The organism is Enterobacter cloacae complex sp. 372C4, assembly GCF_050030615.1.
GTDB classification, from domain to species: domain Bacteria; phylum Pseudomonadota; class Gammaproteobacteria; order Enterobacterales; family Enterobacteriaceae; genus Enterobacter; species Enterobacter intestinihominis.
Window position 1 is genome coordinate 4,273,316 of the sequence record NZ_JBLGUQ010000001.1, and the last position, 19,400, is coordinate 4,292,715.

Sequence of the window (19,400 nt, forward strand, 5' to 3'; positions counted from 1 at the left end):
GTGAACTCCGTTGTGCGTTATAACGTCCGGGATAAGGTATCACTGTGCGCTATAGCGTACAAGTGGTATGCTTTGCTGCAACGGGAGGAACCATGGATATCACTCAACATCTGGCAACCACACTGAAAGCGCTGCGTCAGGCGCGGGGCTGGAGCCTGTCGAAACTGGCGGAAGAGACGGGCGTGTCGAAAGCGATGCTTGGGCAAATCGAACGCAATGAGTCCAGCCCGACGGTCTCAACCTTGTGGAAAATTGCCACCGGGCTGAACGTACCTTTTTCGGCGTTTATCACTCCAGAGAGCGAACCGCAGGCGGTGTTCGATCCGCAGCAGCAGGCGATGGTGGTGAAACCGCTTTTCCCCTGGGATGAACAGCTTAAGTTCGACCATTTCTCCATCACCCTGTCGCCCGGCGCGCTGAGTGAGTCCACGCCGCACGAAGCCGGGGTGATTGAACACGTGGTGGTGATAAGCGGTGAACTGGATATGCATATCGACGGTGTCTGGCGCACTGTATACGCTGATTCAGGCGTGCGTTTTGCCGGCGATAAACCGCACGCGTACCGCAACAGCAGCACCCGGACGGTGCATTTTCACTCTCTGATCCATTATCCCCGCTAAAGCGTCGCAAAACGGTTTCACTGGCACAGACTTCTGACTACAATAGCCGCCATTTTGACCATAACGGATAACGACGAAGTATGCGCCTGCACCCCCATCATCTTGAACTGCTAAGCCCGGCCCGCGACGCCGCCATTGCCCGTGAAGCCATTCTTCACGGTGCGGATGCCGTCTACATTGGCGGCCCAGGCTTTGGTGCCCGTCATAACGCCAGCAATAGCCTGCGCGACATTGCCGAACTGGTACCGTTCGCCCACCGTTTCGGGGCGAAGGTGTTCGTGACCCTGAACACCATTCTTCATGATGATGAGCTGGAGCCCGCGCAGCGTCTTATTACCGATCTTTACCAGACCGGCGTTGACGCTCTGATCGTTCAGGATATGGGTGTTCTGGAACTGGATATCCCGCCAATTGAGCTGCACGCCAGCACCCAGTGCGATATCCGCACCGTTGAGAAGGCGAAGTTTCTTTCAGACGTCGGGTTTACGCAGATTGTTCTGGCGCGTGAGCTGAACCTGAACCAGATCCGCGATATCCACCAGGCCACCGACGCGACCATTGAATTCTTTATCCACGGTGCGCTTTGCGTGGCCTATTCCGGGCAGTGTAATATCTCTCACGCCCAGACGGGGCGCAGCGCTAACCGCGGCGACTGCTCTCAGGCCTGCCGTCTGCCGTATACCCTGAAAGACGATCAGGGCCGCGTGGTGGCATTCGAAAAACACCTGCTGTCGATGAAAGATAACGATCAGACGGCAAACCTCGGCGCGCTGATCGATGCCGGCGTACGCTCCTTCAAAATTGAAGGCCGCTACAAGGACATGAGCTACGTGAAAAATATCACCGCCCATTATCGTCAGATGCTGGATGCCATCATCGAGGATCGCGGTGACCTGGCGCGCGCGTCCGCCGGTCGTACAGAGCATTTCTTTATTCCGTCGACGGACAAAACGTTCCACCGCGGCAGTACGGATTATTTCGTTAATGCGCGCAAAGGGGATATTGGCGCGTTCGATTCACCGAAGTTTATTGGTCTGCCGGTGGGTGAAGTGCTGAAAGTGGCGAAGGATCATCTTGACGTTCAGGTTACAGAGCCGCTGGCGAACGGCGATGGCCTCAACGTGATGATCAAACGTGAAGTGGTTGGTTTTCGCGCCAATACGGTGGAGAAAACCGGCGAAAATCGTTATCGCGTCTGGCCGAACGAAATGCCTGCCGACCTTTACAAAGCCCGCCCGAATGCGGCGCTGAACCGTAACCTGGATCACAACTGGCAGCAGGCCTTGCTCAAGACCTCCAGCGAGCGTCGCATTGCGGTGGATATCGCGCTGGGTGGCTGGGAAGAGCAGCTGATCCTGACCATGACCTGCGAAGACGGCATCAGCGTGACGCATACGCTCGACGGCCTGTTCGAGGTGGCGAACAATGCGGAGAAAGCGCTCAGCAACCTCAAGGATGGCGTAGCGAAGCTCGGGCAGACCATTTATTATGCGCGCAATATTGAGGTGAATCTGCCGGATGCGCTGTTCGTGCCGAACAGCCTGCTGAACCAGTTCCGCCGTGAAACGGCAGAGATGCTGGATGAAGCACGCCTGGCAAACTATCCGCGCGGCAGTCGTAAGGCCGAAGCGGTGCCTGCGCCGGTCTACCCGGACACGCATCTCTCTTTCCTTGCGAACGTTTACAACCACAAAGCGCGTGCGTTTTACCATCGTCACGGCGTGCAGTTGATTGACGCCGCGTATGAAGCGCATGAAGAGAAGGGCGATGTGCCGGTGATGATCACCAAACACTGCCTGCGGTTTGCCTTTAACCTTTGTCCGAAACAGGCGAAAGGCAATATTAAAAGTTGGAAAGCGACGCCGATGCAGCTGGTGAATGGCGATGAAGTACTGACGCTGAAGTTTGACTGCCGTCCGTGTGAAATGCACGTTATCGGCAAGATGAAGAATCACATCTTCAAAATGCCGTCTCCGGGCAGCATTGTGGCCTCCGTCAGCCCTGACGATTTGATGAAGACCCTGCCAAAGCGTAAAGGCAGCTAACCCGCAGAGTGGGTATCCGGTTTGCGCGATTTCTGCCAGGCATGGTGCTCGCGCAACCCCTCCGCAGACTCCTCTGCCGCGCTGCGTAACTCGTCGCTGTCAGCTTCATGACGAAGCTGATGGTCGGCGTTTTTCACATACACAAATTCATGCCCTTTGTGCTCCGCCATAATCTGCCCCGAGAACAGTGCACTAATCAGCAGCAGTAGCGAAAAGCCTTTTCTGAACATCTTTTACCCCCGAAAATACGCTACGGTCATCGTAGGGATAATTTCATAGAGTAATTATTCGACTCTTTAAATTTGAGAAAATAGACTGTCAAAAATTGTGGTCGCCATAAAACTCACTTAAGACTATTCTTAAAAGCTATATCGCCGTTGTAAACTCCCATTTCTGGTATGCAAAGAGAAGCTAGATTTATTGGGAAATCATTTACAATAAGATTTTTCTGGCTAAGGATTGGATCGAATAAATGAAAAAAATAATCGTGCTATCACTTCTGGGCGTAGTGGTTGCGGTGGGTGCTGCGGCCAGCATCTATTCAAATGAAGAACCAGAATATATTCAGTCAGCAAAAAGCCGTGTCGGATCGTATTTAACCAGCGATTACGGACGTGTCGAATGTAATAGCACCCAGGTAAGTGAAGATCGCTGGGAGCTGGGCTGTACCAATAAGGCGAGGGGCAAAACCTTCCAGTTCGCTGTTTACCCATCCGAGCAGGCGCCGTATGGGGTCTCTCGTGCGTTTTATCTCGAAGCGATTAATGATGATGCCCGCCAGAGTGCAGAGCAGGGGCTGATGCGTTATCTGCAAATTAATACCAAAGCGGGTTAATCGATTCGTTTATGCTTCGTTGAGGCTCACAGTGGTAGATTGCAGGTGATCCACATCCCGGTATGGAATACCGGAGCGTAGATACCAAAATACAAATCTATCCATGCAAGCATTTACCGCCAGATTATGGCGGTTTTTTTTTGCCCGTTTATCGTACCGGCTGTAAAAATTGTTTGCGATATTGCGCGGGTGAAAGCGCAAATTGCTGCCGGAAATGGTGGCGCAGCGTGGCGCTTTGTCCAAATCCGGTTTGTTCCGCAATATTGTCGATGCTGAGCCGACTGTTTTCGAGATAATCTTTTGCCCGCTGCAATCGCGCAGTCAATAACCAGCGCGCGGGTGTTGTTCCGGTCGCGTCCTGGAAACGGCGCAGAAAGGTGCGCTGACTCATACCCACCCGCAGGGCCAGCGATTCGACGGTATGGGAAACGGCCAGATGCTGGTGAAGATAATCAAACAGCTGGCCGAGGCGCTGGCTCTCCCGCAACTGAGCCACCGGTCGGCTAAGCTGCTGGGTTTGCGAGCCGTCCCGATGGGGCGGGATCACCAGCCGACGCGCCACGCGGTTTGCCACTTCCATACCGTAATTCCGGCGCACCACGTGCAGGCACAGATCAATCCCCGCGGCGCTTCCGGCGGAAGTGAGAATATCGCCTTCGTCCTGGTAGAGCACATCTTCGACCACGGTAATGGCGGGATAGCGTGTTTTCAGCGCTTGCGTATAGCGCCAGTGGGTGGTCGCCTTCCGCCCGTCAAGCAGGCCTGAGGCTGCCAGAACGAAAACGCCAGAACAGATCGAGAGTAGCTGGCAGCCGCGGGCATGCGCCGCGCGGAGCGCCTGGCAGAGCGCTTCGGGTACGGGTTCGTCCAGCCCTCGCCAGCCGGGAACGACAACCAGATCCGCCGTCTCCAGCAGACCCAGATCGCCATCGGCCAGAATACGGATCCCGCCCGTTGCCCGGAGTTCGCCATCATCCACGCTCGCCACGGCAAACTGATACCAGTCATCGCCCATCTCCGGGCGCGGCAAGCCAAAGATTTCTACCGCCACGCCAAACTCAAAGGTACATAAACCGTCATATGCCAGCACGATCGCGCGCGGCGAGGGATGTCTTAAGTTTGTCATCTTTTTGCTGTTTTCTGGCATAGGCGGACGCATTCATGGGCTGAATTAAGGGATAGAGTAGTGTTAACACAAACACCACAAATGAGGAAGATTCATGAGCTATGTTACTGAATTTCCGGCTGCTGAGCCGCAGGAAGCTGTGGGACATTTTCTGCGTCGTCTGAGTGTCGAGACGGACTGCGCCGATGTCCATCATGCGGTATCCGGCGGTGAGCAGGACTTTGTTCTGCTGCACGTTGTCGGAAAGCCTGAACATTTTGCCCGGCGGCATCTGCCCGGCGCGCTGCATTTACCCTGGAGCCAGATCACCGCAGAGCGGATGAAAGCGTGGCCGGAGGGCACGCTGTTTGTCGTCTATTGTGCAGGCCCGCACTGCAACGGGGCGGACAGGGCGGCGCTGAAGCTGGCGCGTCTGGGTCTGCCGGTTAAGATTATGCTCGGGGGCATGACCGGCTGGGAAGATGAGCGGTTCGCGTTTGCAGGATCTTCATCACCCGCTCTGTGAACATGAATTTATTTCAACACAGATGAAATTTTCTCGTTTGTCGGCGGCGAGCCGGTATGACATCTTTTCAGGACGTTTAGACATCCAGAAGTCTAAAGATTCAAGAGATGAATTATCACTGTGGGCAATTAACGCCGACAGACAGAGGAGATTTCCATGCAGCGACACCATGCCCCGTACCGCGCCGATGTAGTCGGCAGTTTTTTACGCCCGGATGCCATTAAACAGGCCCGTCTGCAATTTGCCAGCGGTGAAATCGATGCCGGGCAGCTTCGCGCGGTTGAGGACGAGGCCATTCGTCATGTTGTCGAGCAGCAGTGCGCCTGCGGTCTGCATGTGGTAACGGACGGTGAATTCCGCCGCGCCTGGTGGCACTTTGACTTCTTTGACGGGCTACAGGGCGTGGAGCGTTATGATTCCCAGCAGGGCATTCAGTTCAACGGGGTGCAGACCAAAGCCCACGGCGTGCGCGTAACGGGCAAACTGGGCTTCGGCGATCATCCTATGCTGGAAGATTTCCGCTACCTCAAAAGCATTAGCGGTAATGCACAGCCGAAGATGACCATTCCGAGCCCGAGCGTGCTGCACTTCCGCGGTGGCCGCAAGGATATTGATGCTACGGTCTACCCGGATCTGAAGGATTACTTTGACGATCTGGCGACCACCTGGCGCGATGCCATTCGGGCCTTTTACGATGCAGGCTGCCGCTATCTGCAACTGGATGACACCGTCTGGGCCTATCTTTGTTCGGAGGACCAGCGCCGCCAGATCCGCGAGCGCGGTGACGATGCAGACGAACTTGCCCGAACTTATGCCCGGGTGCTGAATAAGGCGCTGGAGGGCAAACCGGACGATCTGACCGTCGGGCTGCACGTCTGCCGCGGCAACTTCCGCTCAACCTGGATTTCCGAGGGCGGCTATGAGCCGGTGGCGGAGGTGCTATTCGGCACGGTGAACGTCGACGCGTTCTTCCTGGAGTACGACAACGACCGTAGCGGGGACTTCGCGCCACTGCGTTTTGTGCGCCCGGGTAAACAGCAGGTGGTTCTGGGGCTGATCACCACCAAACACGGTGAACTGGAGAACCCGGAAGGGGTGAAAGCGCGTCTGGAAGAGGCTGCGCGCTACGTGGCGAAAGAGCAGATTTGCCTCAGCCCGCAGTGCGGATTTGCTTCTACGGAAGAGGGTAACAGCCTGAGCGAAGCCCAGCAGTGGGATAAAGTTCGCCTCGTGACGAAAATCGCCAGCGACGTCTGGTAACGCCGTTTACAGCGCTGCATTATTACAGTGCAGCGCTGTACCATTCTGAGTCGTTTCCCGTCACTCCTCTCTTCGATCCCTTTAAAATCCTGTCTCTGCAACCTGGCACTGTTTTTGCTCTCCTGAAACTGGCGTTACTTTTTTCTGCGTCCGGCGGTAACGGACGTCTTCGCACAGCTTTCTTTTCAGGAGTGAAAATATGCACCGTCGTACCTTTATTAAAGCGTTCACCTTGTCCGCCTCCGTCATCGCCATGGGAATGAGCTTTGGCGTCCAGGCCGCAGAGACCATTAAAGTCGGGATTATGCACTCTCTCTCCGGCACGATGGCCATTTCAGAAACGCCCCTGAAAGATGTCGCCCTGATGACCATCGATGAAATCAACGCTAAAGGCGGCGTGCTCGGGAAAAAGCTGGAGCCGGTGGTGGTTGACCCGGCATCCAACTGGCCGCTGTTTGCCGAAAAGGCCCGCCAGCTTCTGAGCCAGGATAAGGTCGCCGTGGTGTTTGGCTGCTGGACCTCCGTATCGCGTAAATCGGTTCTGCCGGTTTTTGAGGAGCTGAACGGTTTGCTGTTCTATCCGGTGCAGTATGAAGGTGAAGAGATGTCACCTAACGTCTTCTATACCGGCGCGGCGCCTAACCAGCAGGCGATCCCGGCGGTGGAGTATCTGATGAGCGAGGACGGCGGCAGCGCGAAGCGATTCTTCCTGCTGGGTACGGACTACGTTTACCCGCGCACTACTAACAAGATCCTGCGCGCCTTCCTGCACTCGAAAGGCGTTGAAGATAAAGATATTGAAGAGGTCTACACCCCATTTGGACATAGCGATTACCAGACCATCGTCGCCAGTATCAAAAAGTTCTCCACGGGCGGCAAAACGGCAGTGGTCTCCACCATCAACGGTGATTCCAACGTGCCTTTCTATAAAGAACTGGCGAACCAGGGGCTGAAAGCCACGGACGTGCCGGTGGTGGCGTTCTCGGTGGGTGAGGAAGAACTGCGCGGCATTGATACCAAACCGCTGGTGGGTAACCTGGCGGCGTGGAACTATTTTGAATCCGTCGACAACCCGACGAACCAGACCTTTGTCGCGGCTTACAAAGCCTACGCGAAAGCCCATAAGCTGCCGAATGCCGATAACGTGGTCACCAACGATCCGATGGAAGCGACTTACGTTGGCCTGCATATGTGGGCGCAGGCGGTTGAAAAAGCGGGAACAACCGACGTGGACAAAGTGCGCGCGGCAATGGCGGGCCAGTCGTTCAACGCGCCGTCCGGCTTTACGCTGACCATGGACGCCACCAACCACCACCTGCATAAGCCCGTCATGATTGGTGAAATTGAAGGCAACGGCCAGTTCAACGTCGTCTGGCAAACCGAACAGCCGGTACGCGCTCAACCGTGGAGCCCGTTTATCGCCGGGAATGACAAAAAGCCTGACCAGCCGATGAAAACCGCCAGCAACTAAGCCACCACCAGGGAGAGACGTCATGAACGCCATACGCATGATGATTGCGATTGTGTGGCTTACCGGACTGCTGCCAGGGATGGCGCAGGCATCGGATGCCGATGATTTCGTTGCCGCTAGCCGCAGCCAGCAAACCGCCATGCTGACCCGCTGGGCAGCCACGCCGGAACCTGCACGTTTGCCGCTGCTTAAGGCGCTGCAACAGGAGAACCTTTATACCGACAGCCAGACGAAGGCATTTACCCGCATCGACGGCGAAATGGTTGCCCTGGGCGCGGCAAAAAGCGCTGAAGGCACGACCAAAGCCGTGCGGCTGACCAACCGACTGCGCGTGTTAACCGTCACGGCGCTGGCGACGCATCAGCTTGTCAGTGACAGTGTCACCGAAAGGCGTCATGCCGCGCGGCAACTTCAGCGTGACGCCCGGCCGGATATGCTCGGCTTTCTGCAACAGCGGGCCAGTAGCGAAACGGACGACGTCGCCCGACAGTCGCTGATGCTGGCGCTGGCAAACCTCCAGCTGACGAGCCCACAGGCTGAAGTACGGCTCAAGGCTGTTGAGCTGTTGGGACAGTCTGACGATCCGGACGTGCAGGCCACGCTGACGCCGTTCACCCGGACACAAACCGAGCCGGACGCACGGGTACGTGCCGCCGCCGCTGAGAGCCTGGAGCGTATTCAGCACCGGCTGATGTGGGGCGAACTGCTGGGGCAGGCCTTCATGGGCCTGTCGTTGGGGTCGGTACTCTTGCTGGCCGCGCTCGGGCTGGCTATCACCTATGGTCTGCTGGGGGTGATTAACATGGCCCACGGCGAGATGCTGATGCTCGGGGCGTATGCCACCTGGATGGTACAGCAGGTGATGGCGCAGTGGATGCCTCAGTGGCTGGCGCTCTATCCGGTGGTGGCGCTGCCGGTGGCGTTTTGCCTGACCGCAGGCATCGGAATGGTGCTGGAGCGCACGGTGATACGCCATCTGTATGGCCGCCCGCTGGAAACCCTGCTCGCCACCTGGGGGATCAGCCTGATGCTTATCCAGCTGGTGCGAATGACCTTTGGCGCCCAGAACCTTGAGGTCGCTAACCCGGCCTGGCTGTCCGGCGGGGTGCAGGTTTTCGCCAACCTGACGCTGCCCTGGAACCGTATTGTGGTGCTCGGCTTTGTGCTGCTGGTGCTGTTCTTCACCTGGCTCATTCTGAACAAAACGCGTCTGGGTCTCAACGTGCGGGCGGTGACGCAAAACCGCAGCATGGCGGCCTGCTGCGGCGTTCCCACCGGACGGGTAGATATGCTGGCATTTGGCCTCGGGTCCGGCATTGCCGGGTTGGGCGGCGTGGCGTTGTCCCAGCTGGGGAACGTGGGGCCGGAGCTGGGCCAGGGATACATCATCGATTCGTTCCTGGTGGTGGTGCTCGGCGGCGTCGGCCAGCTGGCCGGTAGCGTCGCGGCGGCCTTTGGTCTGGGGATCTTCAATAAAATTCTTGAACCGCAGATGGGCGCCGTGCTGGGCAAGATCCTGATTCTGGTGGCGATCATTCTGTTTATCCAGAAACGTCCGCAGGGGTTATTCGCACTTAAAGGGAGGGTGACAGACTGATGAGCCAGCCATTGACCTTAACACTGGCGCGCAGGGCACCGCGCACCGCGCAAATCTTCGGCAGTCTGCTGGTTGCGGCGCTGCTGGTGCTGCCTTTTCTCGCGCTGTTACCCGCCACCCATCCGCTGGCCGTTTCGACGTGGATGTTGACGCTTATCGGCAAGATCCTCTGCTACGCAATTGTCGCCGTGGCCCTCGATCTGGTCTGGGGCTATGCCGGTATGCTCTCGCTGGGGCACGGCATATTCTTCGCCCTGGGCGGCTATGCGATGGGCATGTACCTGATGCGCCAGGCGGCCGGGGACGGGCTGCCCGCGTTTATGTCGTTTCTCTCGTGGAGCGAACTGCCCTGGTTCTGGTGGGGAACGCAGCATTTTGCCTGGGCGCTGGTGTTAATCGTGACGATCCCCGGCCTGCTGGCGCTGGTCTTCGGCTGGTTTGCTTTCCGCTCGAAGATAAAAGGGGTCTATTTTTCCATCATGACCCAGGCGCTGACCTATGCGGGCATGCTGCTGTTCTTTCGCAACGAAACCGGTTTTGGCGGCAATAACGGCTTTACCGGCTTTACCACGCTGCTCGGGTTTTCCGTTACGGCGACTACCACGCGGATCGCGCTGTTTCTCGCAACGGTCATGCTGCTGCTTCTGGCCCTGGGCACAGGCTACGCCCTGGCGAAGAGTAAATTTGGCCGCATTTTAACGGCGGTGCGCGATGCGGAAAACCGTCTGACGTTCTGCGGCTACGATCCGCGCGGCTTCAAGCTGCTGGTCTGGACGCTTTCCGCCGTGCTGTGTGGCCTGGCGGGAGCGCTGTACGTTCCGCAGGTGGGCATTATCAACCCGGGTGAAATGTCGCCGACCAACTCGATTGAAGCGGCCATCTGGGTGGCGCTGGGCGGGCGCGGCACCCTGGTAGGCCCGGTGATTGGTGCGGCGCTGGTCAATGGTGCGAAGAGCTTTTTCACCGTGGCGATGCCGGAGTACTGGCAACTGTTTCTTGGGCTGATTTTCATCGCCGTGACGCTCTTTTTACCGCGCGGCGTGTTCGGTCTGTTTCGTAAGGGAGAGAATTAATGCAGCCCTCTGAAGGACTCTTTACCCGCCAGCTACCGGGCGATCGTTACCGTGAGCAGACCGATCCGGTGTTGCAGCTTGAGGCCATTAACGTCAGTTTCGATGGTTTTCAAGCGTTGACCGATCTCTCACTTAATATCGGCATTGGAGAATTGCGCTGCATCATTGGCCCTAACGGCGCCGGTAAAACTACGCTGATGGACGTGATCACCGGCAAAACCCGGCCAAAAAGCGGGAAGGCTATTTACGATCAGTCCATCGATCTGACAGCCCTTGAACCGGCGGCCATTGCCCGTCAGGGCATTGGCCGTAAGTTCCAGAAACCGACCGTGTTTGAAGCGCTGACCGTAGGGGAAAACCTCGAAATCGCCATGAAAGCCGACAGGTCCGTCTGGGCGAGCCTGCGGGCAAAACTCAGCGGCGAGCAGCGCGACCGCATTGACGAGATGTTGGTTTTGCTGCGGCTTGGCAGCGAGCGCGATCGCCGCGCCGGGCTGCTTTCCCACGGGCAGAAGCAGTTTCTGGAGATCGGCATGCTGCTGGTGCAGGATCCGCATCTGTTGCTGCTGGACGAACCCGCCGCCGGTATGACCGACGCAGAGACGGAATACACAGCCGAGCTGTTCCGAACTCTGGCAGGCAAGCATTCGCTGATGGTGGTTGAGCACGATATGGGCTTCGTCGAGACCATCGCCGACCACGTCACGGTGCTGCATCAGGGGCGCGTACTGGCCGAAGGCTCGCTTCGCGAGGTACAGGCCAATGAGCAGGTGATTGACGTCTATCTGGGACGCTAAGGAGAGGGGATGTTACAGGTTAACGAGCTGAATCAGTACTACGGCGGAAGTCATATTCTGCGCGGGGTGAGCTTTGAGGCGGTGGTCGGGGAAGTTACCTGCCTGCTGGGGCGCAACGGGGTAGGGAAAACCACACTGCTGAGGTGCCTGATGGGGCTGATCCCGGTGAAAGCCGGGGAGGTGGTCTGGCAGGGAAAGACCATCACTCACAGTAAACCGCACCAGCGGGTGCAGTCCGGCGTGGCGTATGTTCCGCAGGGGCGGGAGATTTTTCCGCGTCTGACCGTAGAAGAAAACCTGCTGATGGGACTGTCGCGCTTCTCCGCGGGAAACGCAAGGAGCGTGCCGGAGGAGATTTGGCAGCTTTTCCCGGTGCTGAAGGAGATGAAACACCGTCGCGGAGGCGATCTTTCCGGTGGTCAGCAGCAGCAGCTGGCGATTGGTCGCGCGCTGGCGAGCCGTCCACGGTTACTGATCCTGGATGAACCCACGGAAGGTATACAGCCGTCGGTGATTAAAGAGATCGGGCAGGTGATCCGCAGCCTGGCGAACCGGGGGGATATGGCGATCCTGCTGGTGGAGCAGTTTTATGATTTTGCGGCGGAGCTGGCCGACAGCTATCTGGTGATGTCGCGCGGCAGCATCGTCCAGCAGGGGCGCGGTGAGAACATGGAGCAGGAGGGGGTTCGCGGACTGGTTGCGATCTGAAATGTTATACTATAACATCCTCATTCTTATAACACGGAATGAGGGTTTTGCTGTGGCTGCACAACTTGGAAAAATTGCGCTGACTCTGGGAACGCTGCTGGTAAGCGGCTCGCTTTTTGCCCATTCGCACGGTCATCAGATGACGGAGGCGGAACAGAAGGCGGCAAACGGCGTCTTTGAGGATAAAGACGTCAGGGACAGGACGCTGTCTGACTGGGACGGGACCTGGCAGTCTGTTTACCCGTTCCTGCTTGATGGTTCGCTGGATCCGGTTTTCGAAAAGAAAGCGCAGAAGGGGGAAAAATCCGCTGCCGAGGTGAAAGCGTACTACCGTAAGGGCTACGCGACGGACGTGGACGCCATCGGCATTGAAAACAACGTGATGGAATTCCACAGAGGCAAAACGATGAGCAGCTGCCGCTACGACTACAGCGGCTATAAAATTCTGACCTATGCGTCGGGGAAAAAAGGCGTGCGCTACCTGTTTGAATGTAAGGATAAGGCAAGCCAGGCGCCTAAGTTTGTGCAGTTCAGCGATCATACCATCGGGCCGAAAGCCTCTTCACACTTCCATATCTTTATGGGCAACACCTCCCACGAGGCGCTGCTGAAAGAGATGGATAACTGGCCGACCTACTACCCGAACGAGATGTACAAAGAGCAGGTGGTGGAGGAGATGTTGCACCACTAGGCTGTTGGATTTGCCGGGTGGGGGCTTAGCCTTACCCGGCGTGGGATTAGGGTTTTCCAGGTCGGGTAAGCGCAGCGCCACCCGACACGCTATCTTCACTTTTCACGCGCATCCCGCGCAAAACCATCAGCCACGCCGCAATAATGGCGGCCATCATAATAATAAATAACGACCAGTGCGGCAGATGGGTCAGGATGAGCCCGGTGATCATCGGGTTCGCCGCCGCGCCCAGCCAGCCCAGCGCCTGGGCGGAGAAGTAGCTCGCCTTCATGCCCGGCGGGGCGATATTGTCGATCAGCATGTATTCACCCGGGGCATAAATAATTTCACCCAGGGTGAAAATCGCCGCCGCAATCCCCCAGTAAAGCAGGTTCTCGCCGGAAAGCATAAACCCGCCCAGCCCGAGGATGAAAAAGAGCGTTGCGGCTGTCATTAGCGGGCGGATGTTGCTTGCCGAGATCTTGCGGCCAAGCGCGTATTGCAGGGTGACCACCACCACTGCGTTGACGGGCAACACAACGGCCACCACCTTTTCTGCGAAATCGCTGTCCGCATACGCGGCGAGGACATACTGGGAAATGCAGCTGGCGAACGATCCGCCCACATAGGACGCCAGCAGGCCGGAGAGCGTGTACCAGAACAGCGCCCGGTCCTTCAGCAGCACCGAGGGCTGCCACGGCGCCTTTTCCTCCACGCTGTCAGACGCTACGCTTTTCTGCACAAAGAAATGGATAAACCCGAGCGGCAGTGCGGCGCAGAAGGCCGCCAGCCAGAACGGCAGTTGCAGGCTGTACATCACCAGTAGAGTGCCAACCGGCGGCCCAATCGTCCAGCCGATGTTCAGGAAACTGTAGTTGAGTGAGAAAACGCGCGCCTTTTCGCTGGAGGTCAGCACGTCGGCAAACCACGCTTTCAGCACCGTTGAGAAGACGGAATAGGCGCAGTTAATCAGGGCAAAGAACAACACCACCAGCGTCACGTTATTCACCAGCGGAATGGCCACAAACCCGGCGATAAAGGCCACGATGGCGACCAGCATATAGCGTTTTTTGTCGAACTTGTCCGCCAGGATGCCAAATCCCAGGCTAAACACCACGCCAATGGTCAACGCCACGGTAAGGGCATAGCCAATATTCTCCACGCTCATATCGTACACGCGTGTGAGATATATGGTCATAAAGGGCAGCGTTGCCCCGCGGCCAATTGTTAATAACAATGACGATGCCAGTAGCGCTGCGGTTGAGCGCCTGATTGATGGTTTCATTTTCCTGCCCGACAAATGCTTATGCTTTTTTTGTTGTGTTATTACAGGATTATCATGGGATCGGCAGCTTGTATAGCACCCAATTTATCCGCAAGTGCTTCTCCTCAGTACCAGAATTAATGATCTTCTCGCGGGGGTATTTTTTCTGTTACCTTGAAGTGTTTACAAAAATTTAATAATTCAGGGGCGGAAAATGACGCGGAAAGACGGGCTGTTAGCGTTACTGGTTGTCGTGGTGTGGGGACTCAATTTTGTGGTCATCAAAATGGGGTTGCACAACATGCCTCCACTCATGCTGGCGGGTCTGCGCTTCCTGCTGGTGGCCTTCCCGGCGCTGCTGTTCGTTGCCCGCCCAAAGATTCCCCTGAAGCTTCTGCTGGGCTACGGCCTCACCATCAGCTTTGGTCAGTTTGCGTTTCTTTTTTGCGCCATCAAATTCGGTATGCCTGCGGGTCTGGCTTCGCTGGTGCTTCAGGTGCAGGCTTTCTTTACCATTATTCTCGGCGCGTTTGTCTTTGGCGAACGTTTGCAGGGCAAACAGCTGGCGGGCATTAGCCTTGCGGTCTTTGGCGTGCTGGTGCTGATAGAAGGCAGCCTCAACGGTCAGCATGTCGCGCTGCTGGGCTTTATGCTCACCCTGGCGGCAGGGCTGAGCTGGGCGTGCGGCAACATCTTTAACAAGCTGATAATGCAGCATGAGTCGCGTCCTGGGATCATGTCGCTGGTGGTCTGGAGCGCGTTGATCCCCATTGTGCCGTTTATGGTCGCGTCGTTTATTCTGGATGGACCGCAGGTGATGCTGAAAAGCCTGGTGGAGATCGACCTGACGACCATTTTGTCGCTGATCTACCTGGCATTAGTCGCCTCAATCATTGGCTACGGCATCTGGGGATCGCTGCTCGGACGCTATGAAACCTGGCGCGTGGCGCCGTTATCGCTGCTGGTTCCGGTGGTCGGGCTTGCCAGCGCCGCCCTGTTGCTGGATGAAACGCTCAGCGCGCTGCAACTGTGTGGCGCAGGGCTGATTATGGCCGGGCTGTATATCAACGTCTTTGGCTTGCGGGTGCGTCGGGCGACGCGGGTGCGGAGTTAAGGCAGAAAAAAGCCCCGCATTAGCGGGGCAAAAACGAATTACAGGTCGTGATTATAATACGGCACGCCTAATTCGTCGGATTTGTCGCTGCCAGCGCCCATGTGATTGAAGTCCCAGGGCGACTGGTTTTGCGTGGACGGCATAATCATGGTGTCACGATTATTTTGCTGCCCCGCACTGGGGGTTTGCTCCGCGAAGCTCTGGCCGGAAACCAGCACCAGCAAGGTGAGGGCGGCGGAGGCGATAAATTTCATGATTTCCTCGGTTACGTCTTAACAGGCGATGATTAACTGCAATGTTTTAGCGGATACAGATAACGGGATTCACCCGGCATACTGGTAATACGGTACTTATGAGGCGGCACGTCAAAGTAGTTCTTGAACGTACGCGTCAGGGTTTGTTGCGATTCAAATCCGTAGCGTTCCGCCAGATAGAGGATCGGCTCATTGCTTTCTTTCAGTTTTTGGGCAATCTCCGTCAGCTTACGGCTGCGAATATATTGTCCTAATGAATGGCCAGTCTCTTTTTTAAACATCCGTTGCAGGTGCCATTTTGAGTAACCTGAACGCTCAGACACTTTCTCAAGGGAAAGTGGAGATTCCAGGTTATCTTCGATCCAGTCCAAAATGCTATGAATGGTGATAGCGTCAGTATTGCGTCTGGACATCGTCATACCTCTTTTTCTGTTTACGGCAGGATTTTCTTGAGTAAAAGCTCAAGCGTTGCCACTTCATCTGCCGTTAAGTTTTTTGTCAGTTCTTGGTGCAGTGTTTGTCCTACTAATTGATGACATTGCTCACACATGGCCGCGCCATCGCTGGTCAGTTTCACCAGTACGCCACGTTTGTCATTCGGGTTAGGGCTTCGTTCTATCCATCCTTTGCAGACGAGACGATCCAGCATGCGGGTTAACGCACCCAGATCGACAGAGAGCACCTTTTTCAGCTCAACCGGCGTGATACACACTTCGCAGCGAATGGAACACAGCACTTTGAACTGTGTTGCGGTGATATCCAGCGGTGACAGGTAGTCATTGAGCAGGCGATCTTTTTTTTGGTTAACCATATGAATAAGACGACCCAGTGGGATTATGTCGTTAAAGAGATCACTGGTGCTTTTCACAATGGTTGCCCTGGCAAGTAGTTTAGTCACGGCAGATATTATTGCTCAGGCAAGTATAAGTCAACTGAATGGATCAGCCGATGCCACGAATTGCTAAAACGCTTCAGGAACTTTTTCTGTACGCTTTTAAATCATATAGATAATCTGGGGTTATTAGTTACGCGGGACAATTATGGTTACGTTGCGCGGATAGCTCAGGACGAGACTTTCCCCCTATAATTGCGGTAATGAATAAGGATAAGGACTGCGGTGCATTATGTTGGATTTGATTAAAGCAGTGGGGCTTGGGCTGGTGGTGTTGCTTCCGCTGGCGAACCCGTTAACGACCGTGGCGCTCTTTCTGGGGCTGGCGGGTAACATGAACAGCGCGGAGCGCAACCAGCAGTCGAGGATGGCCTCCGTCTACGTCTTCGCGATTATGATGGTGGCTTATTACGCCGGACAACTGGTGATGAATACTTTTGGTATTTCGATTCCCGGTCTGCGTATCGCCGGTGGGCTGATTGTGGCGTTTATTGGTTTCCGGATGCTGTTCCCGGCGCATAAAGCGCATGAATCGCCGGAAGCCAAAAGCAAATCGGAGGAGCTTGAAAGCGAACCGAGCGCCAATATCGCGTTTGTGCCGTTAGCCATGCCGAGCACGGCGGGGCCGGGAACGATTGCGATGATCATCAGTTCCGCCTCAACGGTGCGTGATGGTGTGACTTTTCCGCACTGGGTTATTACCGTTGCGCCGCCGATCATTTTTGCGCTTATCGCCATTATCGTCTGGGGGTCATTGCGCAGCTCCGGGGCGATTATGCGCTGGGTGGGCAAGGGGGGGATTGAAGCTATCTCCCGTCTGATGGGCTTCCTGCTGGTCTGTATGGGCGTGCAGTTTATTATTAACGGCGTGCTGGAGATCATTAAGACGTATCACTGAGGACATCGCCGGGTGGCGCTGCGCTTACCCGGCCTACAAGTCCGTAATAACCTAGGCCGGGTAGGCCGAAGCCGCCACCCGGCACAACTAACGTCAACCGTGGCTGGTCTGTTCTTCCATCGCGACCGGCCATTTACGGAAGATAAGCACCGACCAGATCAGCGCAATCAGCGCGGGAATCGCCCCGAGATAGCCAATGGCCGACATCGATACATGCAGGCTGATCTGATTTCCCACCAGCGCACCGGCCCCAATTCCCAGATTAAAAATTCCCGAGAACAGCGACATTGCCACGTCCGTGGCGTCCGGGGCCAGGGCCAGCACTTTGACCTGCATTCCCAGACCAATAATCATGATCGCCACGCCCCAGAACAGACTGAGGATCGCCAGATGACTCTCGCTGCCTGCCGCAGGCATCAGTAACAGCAGGCACGCCAGCAGCAGGCCAATCGCACTGCTTACAAGCGCAGACGCGTGCTTATTGCCCAGCTTCCCGAACAGGATGCTGCCGATAATCCCCGCGCCGCCCAGGATCAGCAGCAGAACGGTGGCGAAGTTAGCGCTAAAGCCCGCCACAACCTGAACAAACGGCTCAATATAGCTGTAGGCCGTGTAATGGGCGGTCACCACAATCACGGTCAGCAGATAGATGCTCATCAGCGCCGGTCGACGCATCAGCAGCGGCAGACTTTTCAGCGAGCCGGAGTGTTCGCTAGGCAGTTTTGGCAGCAGTTTGATCAGACACACCAGGGTGATCAGCGCCCCCATGCCGATGGCAAAGAAGGTGGTGCGCCAGCCGAAGTATTGACCCACAATGCGCCCGATCGGCAGGCCTAACACCATCGCCAGCGCCGTTCCGGTGGCAATCAGGCTCAACGCCTGGGCGCGTTTCCCCGCCGGGGCGAGACGAATGGCGAGCGATGCGGTGATCGACCAGAAAACGGCATGGGCAAACGCGATGCCGACGCGGCTGATCACCAGCACCGTAAAGTTCCATGCCATAAATGACAGCACATGGCTGGCTATGAACACCACAAACAGCCCAATCAGCAGCTTACGACGTTCCATCTGGCTGGTCAGCAGCATAAACGGCAGCGACATCAGCGCTACCACCCATGCATAGATGGTCAGCATAATGCCAACCTGTGCCGTTTCCATATGGAAGCTGGCTGCAATGTCGGACAGCAGCCCAACCGGAACAAATTCCGTGGTGTTGAAAATAAACGCTGCGATGGCGAGCGTGACCACGCGTAGCCACGCGACCCTGCGGGAAACCGTGTGTGTTGTCATAGGGATATCTGGGATTCGTTGCCTGAAAGATGAGGAGACGATCTTAAAGCCTTAAACGGCGAAAACTCAACCGTTATGTGATGTGAATCACAAAATTTACCTTCATGCAGCGGTAGCGAACGCGGTTGTTTTCATTGAAGATAAAGAACAACACAACAAAAACAGGCGGTAACACAATGCAGGAGATTGATTTTTATCTGGTAGATGCGTTCAGCGAGTCCTCCTTTGGCGGCAACCCGGCGGCGGTGTGCCCGCTCGACGCGTGGCTGCCCGATGAGACGTTACTGCGGATGGCACAACAGCATAACCAGTCGGAAACCGCGTTTTTTGTGTGCACCAAAGGGGGGATTGAGCTGCGCTGGTTCACCACGCTCACCGAGGTTAATCTGTGTGGTCACGCGACGCTTGCCGCGGCGTATGTTCTGTTTAACGAACTGGATTATCCGGACTCACGCCTTCATTTTGACACCGCCTCTGGTCGCCTGACCGTCAGCCGTGAAGGTGACTGGATGACGCTGGACTTCCCGGCCTGCCCGACGCAGGCACAGACGCCGCCACCGGAGATGCTCGCCGCACTCGGTATCAGCCACTACGTCGAGGCGCGAAAAGGCCGCGCCTGGGTGCTGGTACTGGAGAGCCGCGAGCAGGTGGAAGCCATTAATCCGGATTTCTCCGCCATGACGCCGGGGGAGCATAAAGTGGCCGTCACCGCCCGGGACGAGGGGGAATACGACTTTGTCAGTCGTTTCTTCTCGCCGGGCGTGGCCGTGCCGGAAGATCCTGTCACCGGCTCCGCGCACACCATGCTGATCCCTTACTGGAGTGAACAGCTTGGCAAAACACAGATGTTTGCCCGTCAGGTTTCTGCCCGTGGTGGCGACGTACGCTGCGAACTGAAAGGCGACCGCGTGCGGATGGGCGGGCAGGCGGCGCTGTATCTGAAGGGCACAGTATTTCTGCGCTGAATAAATCTAAGAGGAA

At 56.4% G+C, this 19,400-nt stretch carries 21 protein-coding genes; 14 read left to right on the forward strand and 7 right to left on the reverse strand.

Annotation, left to right across the window (positions count from 1 at the left end; genetic code table 11):
* The first annotated feature begins 92 nt into the window (after positions 1 to 92).
* Positions 93 to 620: a helix-turn-helix domain-containing protein gene (locus ACQG11_RS20730; RefSeq protein WP_032676237.1), complete on the forward strand. Its 528-nt coding sequence runs from the start codon at positions 93 to 95 to the stop codon at positions 618 to 620.
* An 80-nt stretch (positions 621 to 700) separates the two neighbouring features.
* Entirely contained in the window at positions 701 to 2,665 is a 1,965-nt protein-coding gene (locus ACQG11_RS20735) for a peptidase U32 family protein (RefSeq protein WP_045622761.1), read from the forward strand.
* Here ACQG11_RS20735 and ACQG11_RS20740 read toward each other — a convergent pair.
* Entirely contained in the window at positions 2,662 to 2,895 is a 234-nt protein-coding gene (locus ACQG11_RS20740) for a DUF2554 family protein (RefSeq protein WP_023300086.1), read from the reverse strand. The genes ACQG11_RS20735 and ACQG11_RS20740 overlap by 4 nt on opposite strands.
* Positions 2,896 to 3,137: 242 nt before the next feature.
* On the opposite strand from ACQG11_RS20740, the gene ACQG11_RS20745 reads away from it, so the two are divergent.
* Positions 3,138 to 3,500, forward strand: coding sequence for a hypothetical protein (locus tag ACQG11_RS20745; protein WP_015570547.1), 363 nt, complete (start codon positions 3,138 to 3,140; stop codon positions 3,498 to 3,500).
* 148 nt (positions 3,501 to 3,648) lie between these two features.
* Here the strand turns inward: ACQG11_RS20745 and ftrA are convergent, their stop codons facing one another.
* Entirely contained in the window at positions 3,649 to 4,647 is a 999-nt protein-coding gene (gene ftrA, locus ACQG11_RS20750; RefSeq protein WP_058646652.1) for a transcriptional regulator FtrA, read from the reverse strand.
* 73 nt (positions 4,648 to 4,720) lie between these two features.
* Here ftrA and ACQG11_RS20755 point away from each other — a divergent pair, with 73 nt between their 5' ends.
* The 8 genes from ACQG11_RS20755 to zinT all read left to right on the forward strand — a co-directional run bounded on the left by ACQG11_RS20755 (position 4,721) and on the right by zinT (position 12,728).
* Positions 4,721 to 5,131 (forward strand): rhodanese-like domain-containing protein, encoded by a 411-nt coding sequence (locus ACQG11_RS20755; protein WP_023306182.1) that lies wholly within the window; start codon positions 4,721 to 4,723, stop codon positions 5,129 to 5,131.
* Between the two features lie 156 nt (positions 5,132 to 5,287).
* Complete coding sequence (locus ACQG11_RS20760) at positions 5,288 to 6,391, forward strand: cobalamin-independent methionine synthase II family protein (RefSeq protein ID WP_023306183.1); 1,104 nt, start codon at positions 5,288 to 5,290, stop codon at positions 6,389 to 6,391.
* Between the two features lie 199 nt (positions 6,392 to 6,590).
* A complete protein-coding gene (gene urtA / locus ACQG11_RS20765) occupies positions 6,591 to 7,862 on the forward strand; it encodes an urea ABC transporter substrate-binding protein (protein ID WP_038416047.1) in 1,272 nt (423 codons plus the stop codon).
* Positions 7,863 to 7,884: 22 nt separating this feature from the next.
* Positions 7,885 to 9,459, forward strand: a complete 1,575-nt coding sequence (gene urtB, locus ACQG11_RS20770; protein ID WP_426728742.1) for an urea ABC transporter permease subunit UrtB — start codon at positions 7,885 to 7,887, stop codon at positions 9,457 to 9,459.
* Positions 9,459 to 10,532, forward strand: a complete 1,074-nt coding sequence (gene urtC, locus ACQG11_RS20775; protein ID WP_045622751.1) for an urea ABC transporter permease subunit UrtC — start codon at positions 9,459 to 9,461, stop codon at positions 10,530 to 10,532. Before urtB ends, urtC begins: the two co-directional genes overlap by 1 nt.
* Positions 10,532 to 11,329, forward strand: coding sequence for an urea ABC transporter ATP-binding protein UrtD (urtD, locus tag ACQG11_RS20780; protein ID WP_032624266.1), 798 nt, complete (start codon positions 10,532 to 10,534; stop codon positions 11,327 to 11,329). Before urtC ends, urtD begins: the two co-directional genes overlap by 1 nt.
* Positions 11,330 to 11,338: 9 nt before the next feature.
* Positions 11,339 to 12,037 (forward strand): urea ABC transporter ATP-binding subunit UrtE, encoded by a 699-nt coding sequence (gene urtE, locus ACQG11_RS20785; protein WP_023300094.1) that lies wholly within the window; start codon positions 11,339 to 11,341, stop codon positions 12,035 to 12,037.
* A gap of 52 nt (positions 12,038 to 12,089) precedes the next feature.
* Positions 12,090 to 12,728, forward strand: a complete 639-nt coding sequence (gene zinT, locus ACQG11_RS20790) for a metal-binding protein ZinT (protein ID WP_045308192.1) — start codon at positions 12,090 to 12,092, stop codon at positions 12,726 to 12,728.
* 46 nt (positions 12,729 to 12,774) lie between these two features.
* Here the strand turns inward: zinT and ydeE are convergent, their stop codons facing one another.
* Positions 12,775 to 13,992 carry an efflux MFS transporter YdeE gene (ydeE, locus tag ACQG11_RS20795; RefSeq protein ID WP_022648102.1) on the reverse strand — a complete coding sequence of 406 codons (1,218 nt, stop codon included), beginning with the start codon at positions 13,990 to 13,992 and terminating at the stop codon, positions 12,775 to 12,777.
* A gap of 193 nt (positions 13,993 to 14,185) precedes the next feature.
* Between ydeE and eamA the strand changes: the two genes are divergently transcribed.
* Complete coding sequence (eamA, locus tag ACQG11_RS20800) at positions 14,186 to 15,085, forward strand: O-acetylserine/cysteine exporter (protein ID WP_023300097.1); 900 nt, start codon at positions 14,186 to 14,188, stop codon at positions 15,083 to 15,085.
* A gap of 38 nt (positions 15,086 to 15,123) precedes the next feature.
* Here eamA and marB read toward each other — a convergent pair whose 3' ends face one another.
* The 3 genes from marB to marR are packed head-to-tail and all read right to left on the reverse strand — an operon-like array spanning position 15,124 to position 16,207.
* A complete protein-coding gene (gene marB, locus ACQG11_RS20805) occupies positions 15,124 to 15,339 on the reverse strand; it encodes a multiple antibiotic resistance protein MarB (RefSeq protein WP_003857184.1) in 216 nt (71 codons plus the stop codon).
* 32 nt (positions 15,340 to 15,371) lie between these two features.
* Positions 15,372 to 15,752, reverse strand: coding sequence for an MDR efflux pump AcrAB transcriptional activator MarA (marA, locus tag ACQG11_RS20810; protein WP_001303241.1), 381 nt, complete (start codon positions 15,750 to 15,752; stop codon positions 15,372 to 15,374).
* Between the two features lie 20 nt (positions 15,753 to 15,772).
* Positions 15,773 to 16,207, reverse strand: coding sequence for a multiple antibiotic resistance transcriptional regulator MarR (gene marR / locus ACQG11_RS20815; protein ID WP_020884159.1), 435 nt, complete (start codon positions 16,205 to 16,207; stop codon positions 15,773 to 15,775).
* A 256-nt stretch (positions 16,208 to 16,463) separates the two neighbouring features.
* Between marR and ACQG11_RS20820 the strand changes: the two genes are divergently transcribed.
* Positions 16,464 to 17,129 (forward strand): MarC family NAAT transporter, encoded by a 666-nt coding sequence (locus ACQG11_RS20820; protein WP_022648105.1) that lies wholly within the window; start codon positions 16,464 to 16,466, stop codon positions 17,127 to 17,129.
* 93 nt (positions 17,130 to 17,222) lie between these two features.
* Here the strand turns inward: ACQG11_RS20820 and ACQG11_RS20825 are convergent, their stop codons facing one another.
* Complete coding sequence (locus ACQG11_RS20825) at positions 17,223 to 18,419, reverse strand: sugar transporter (protein ID WP_022648106.1); 1,197 nt, start codon at positions 18,417 to 18,419, stop codon at positions 17,223 to 17,225.
* Positions 18,420 to 18,595: 176 nt separating this feature from the next.
* On the opposite strand from ACQG11_RS20825, the gene ACQG11_RS20830 reads away from it, so the two are divergent.
* Positions 18,596 to 19,384 (forward strand): PhzF family phenazine biosynthesis protein, encoded by a 789-nt coding sequence (locus ACQG11_RS20830; protein ID WP_063137745.1) that lies wholly within the window; start codon positions 18,596 to 18,598, stop codon positions 19,382 to 19,384.
* Positions 19,385 to 19,400: the final 16 nt, after the last annotated feature.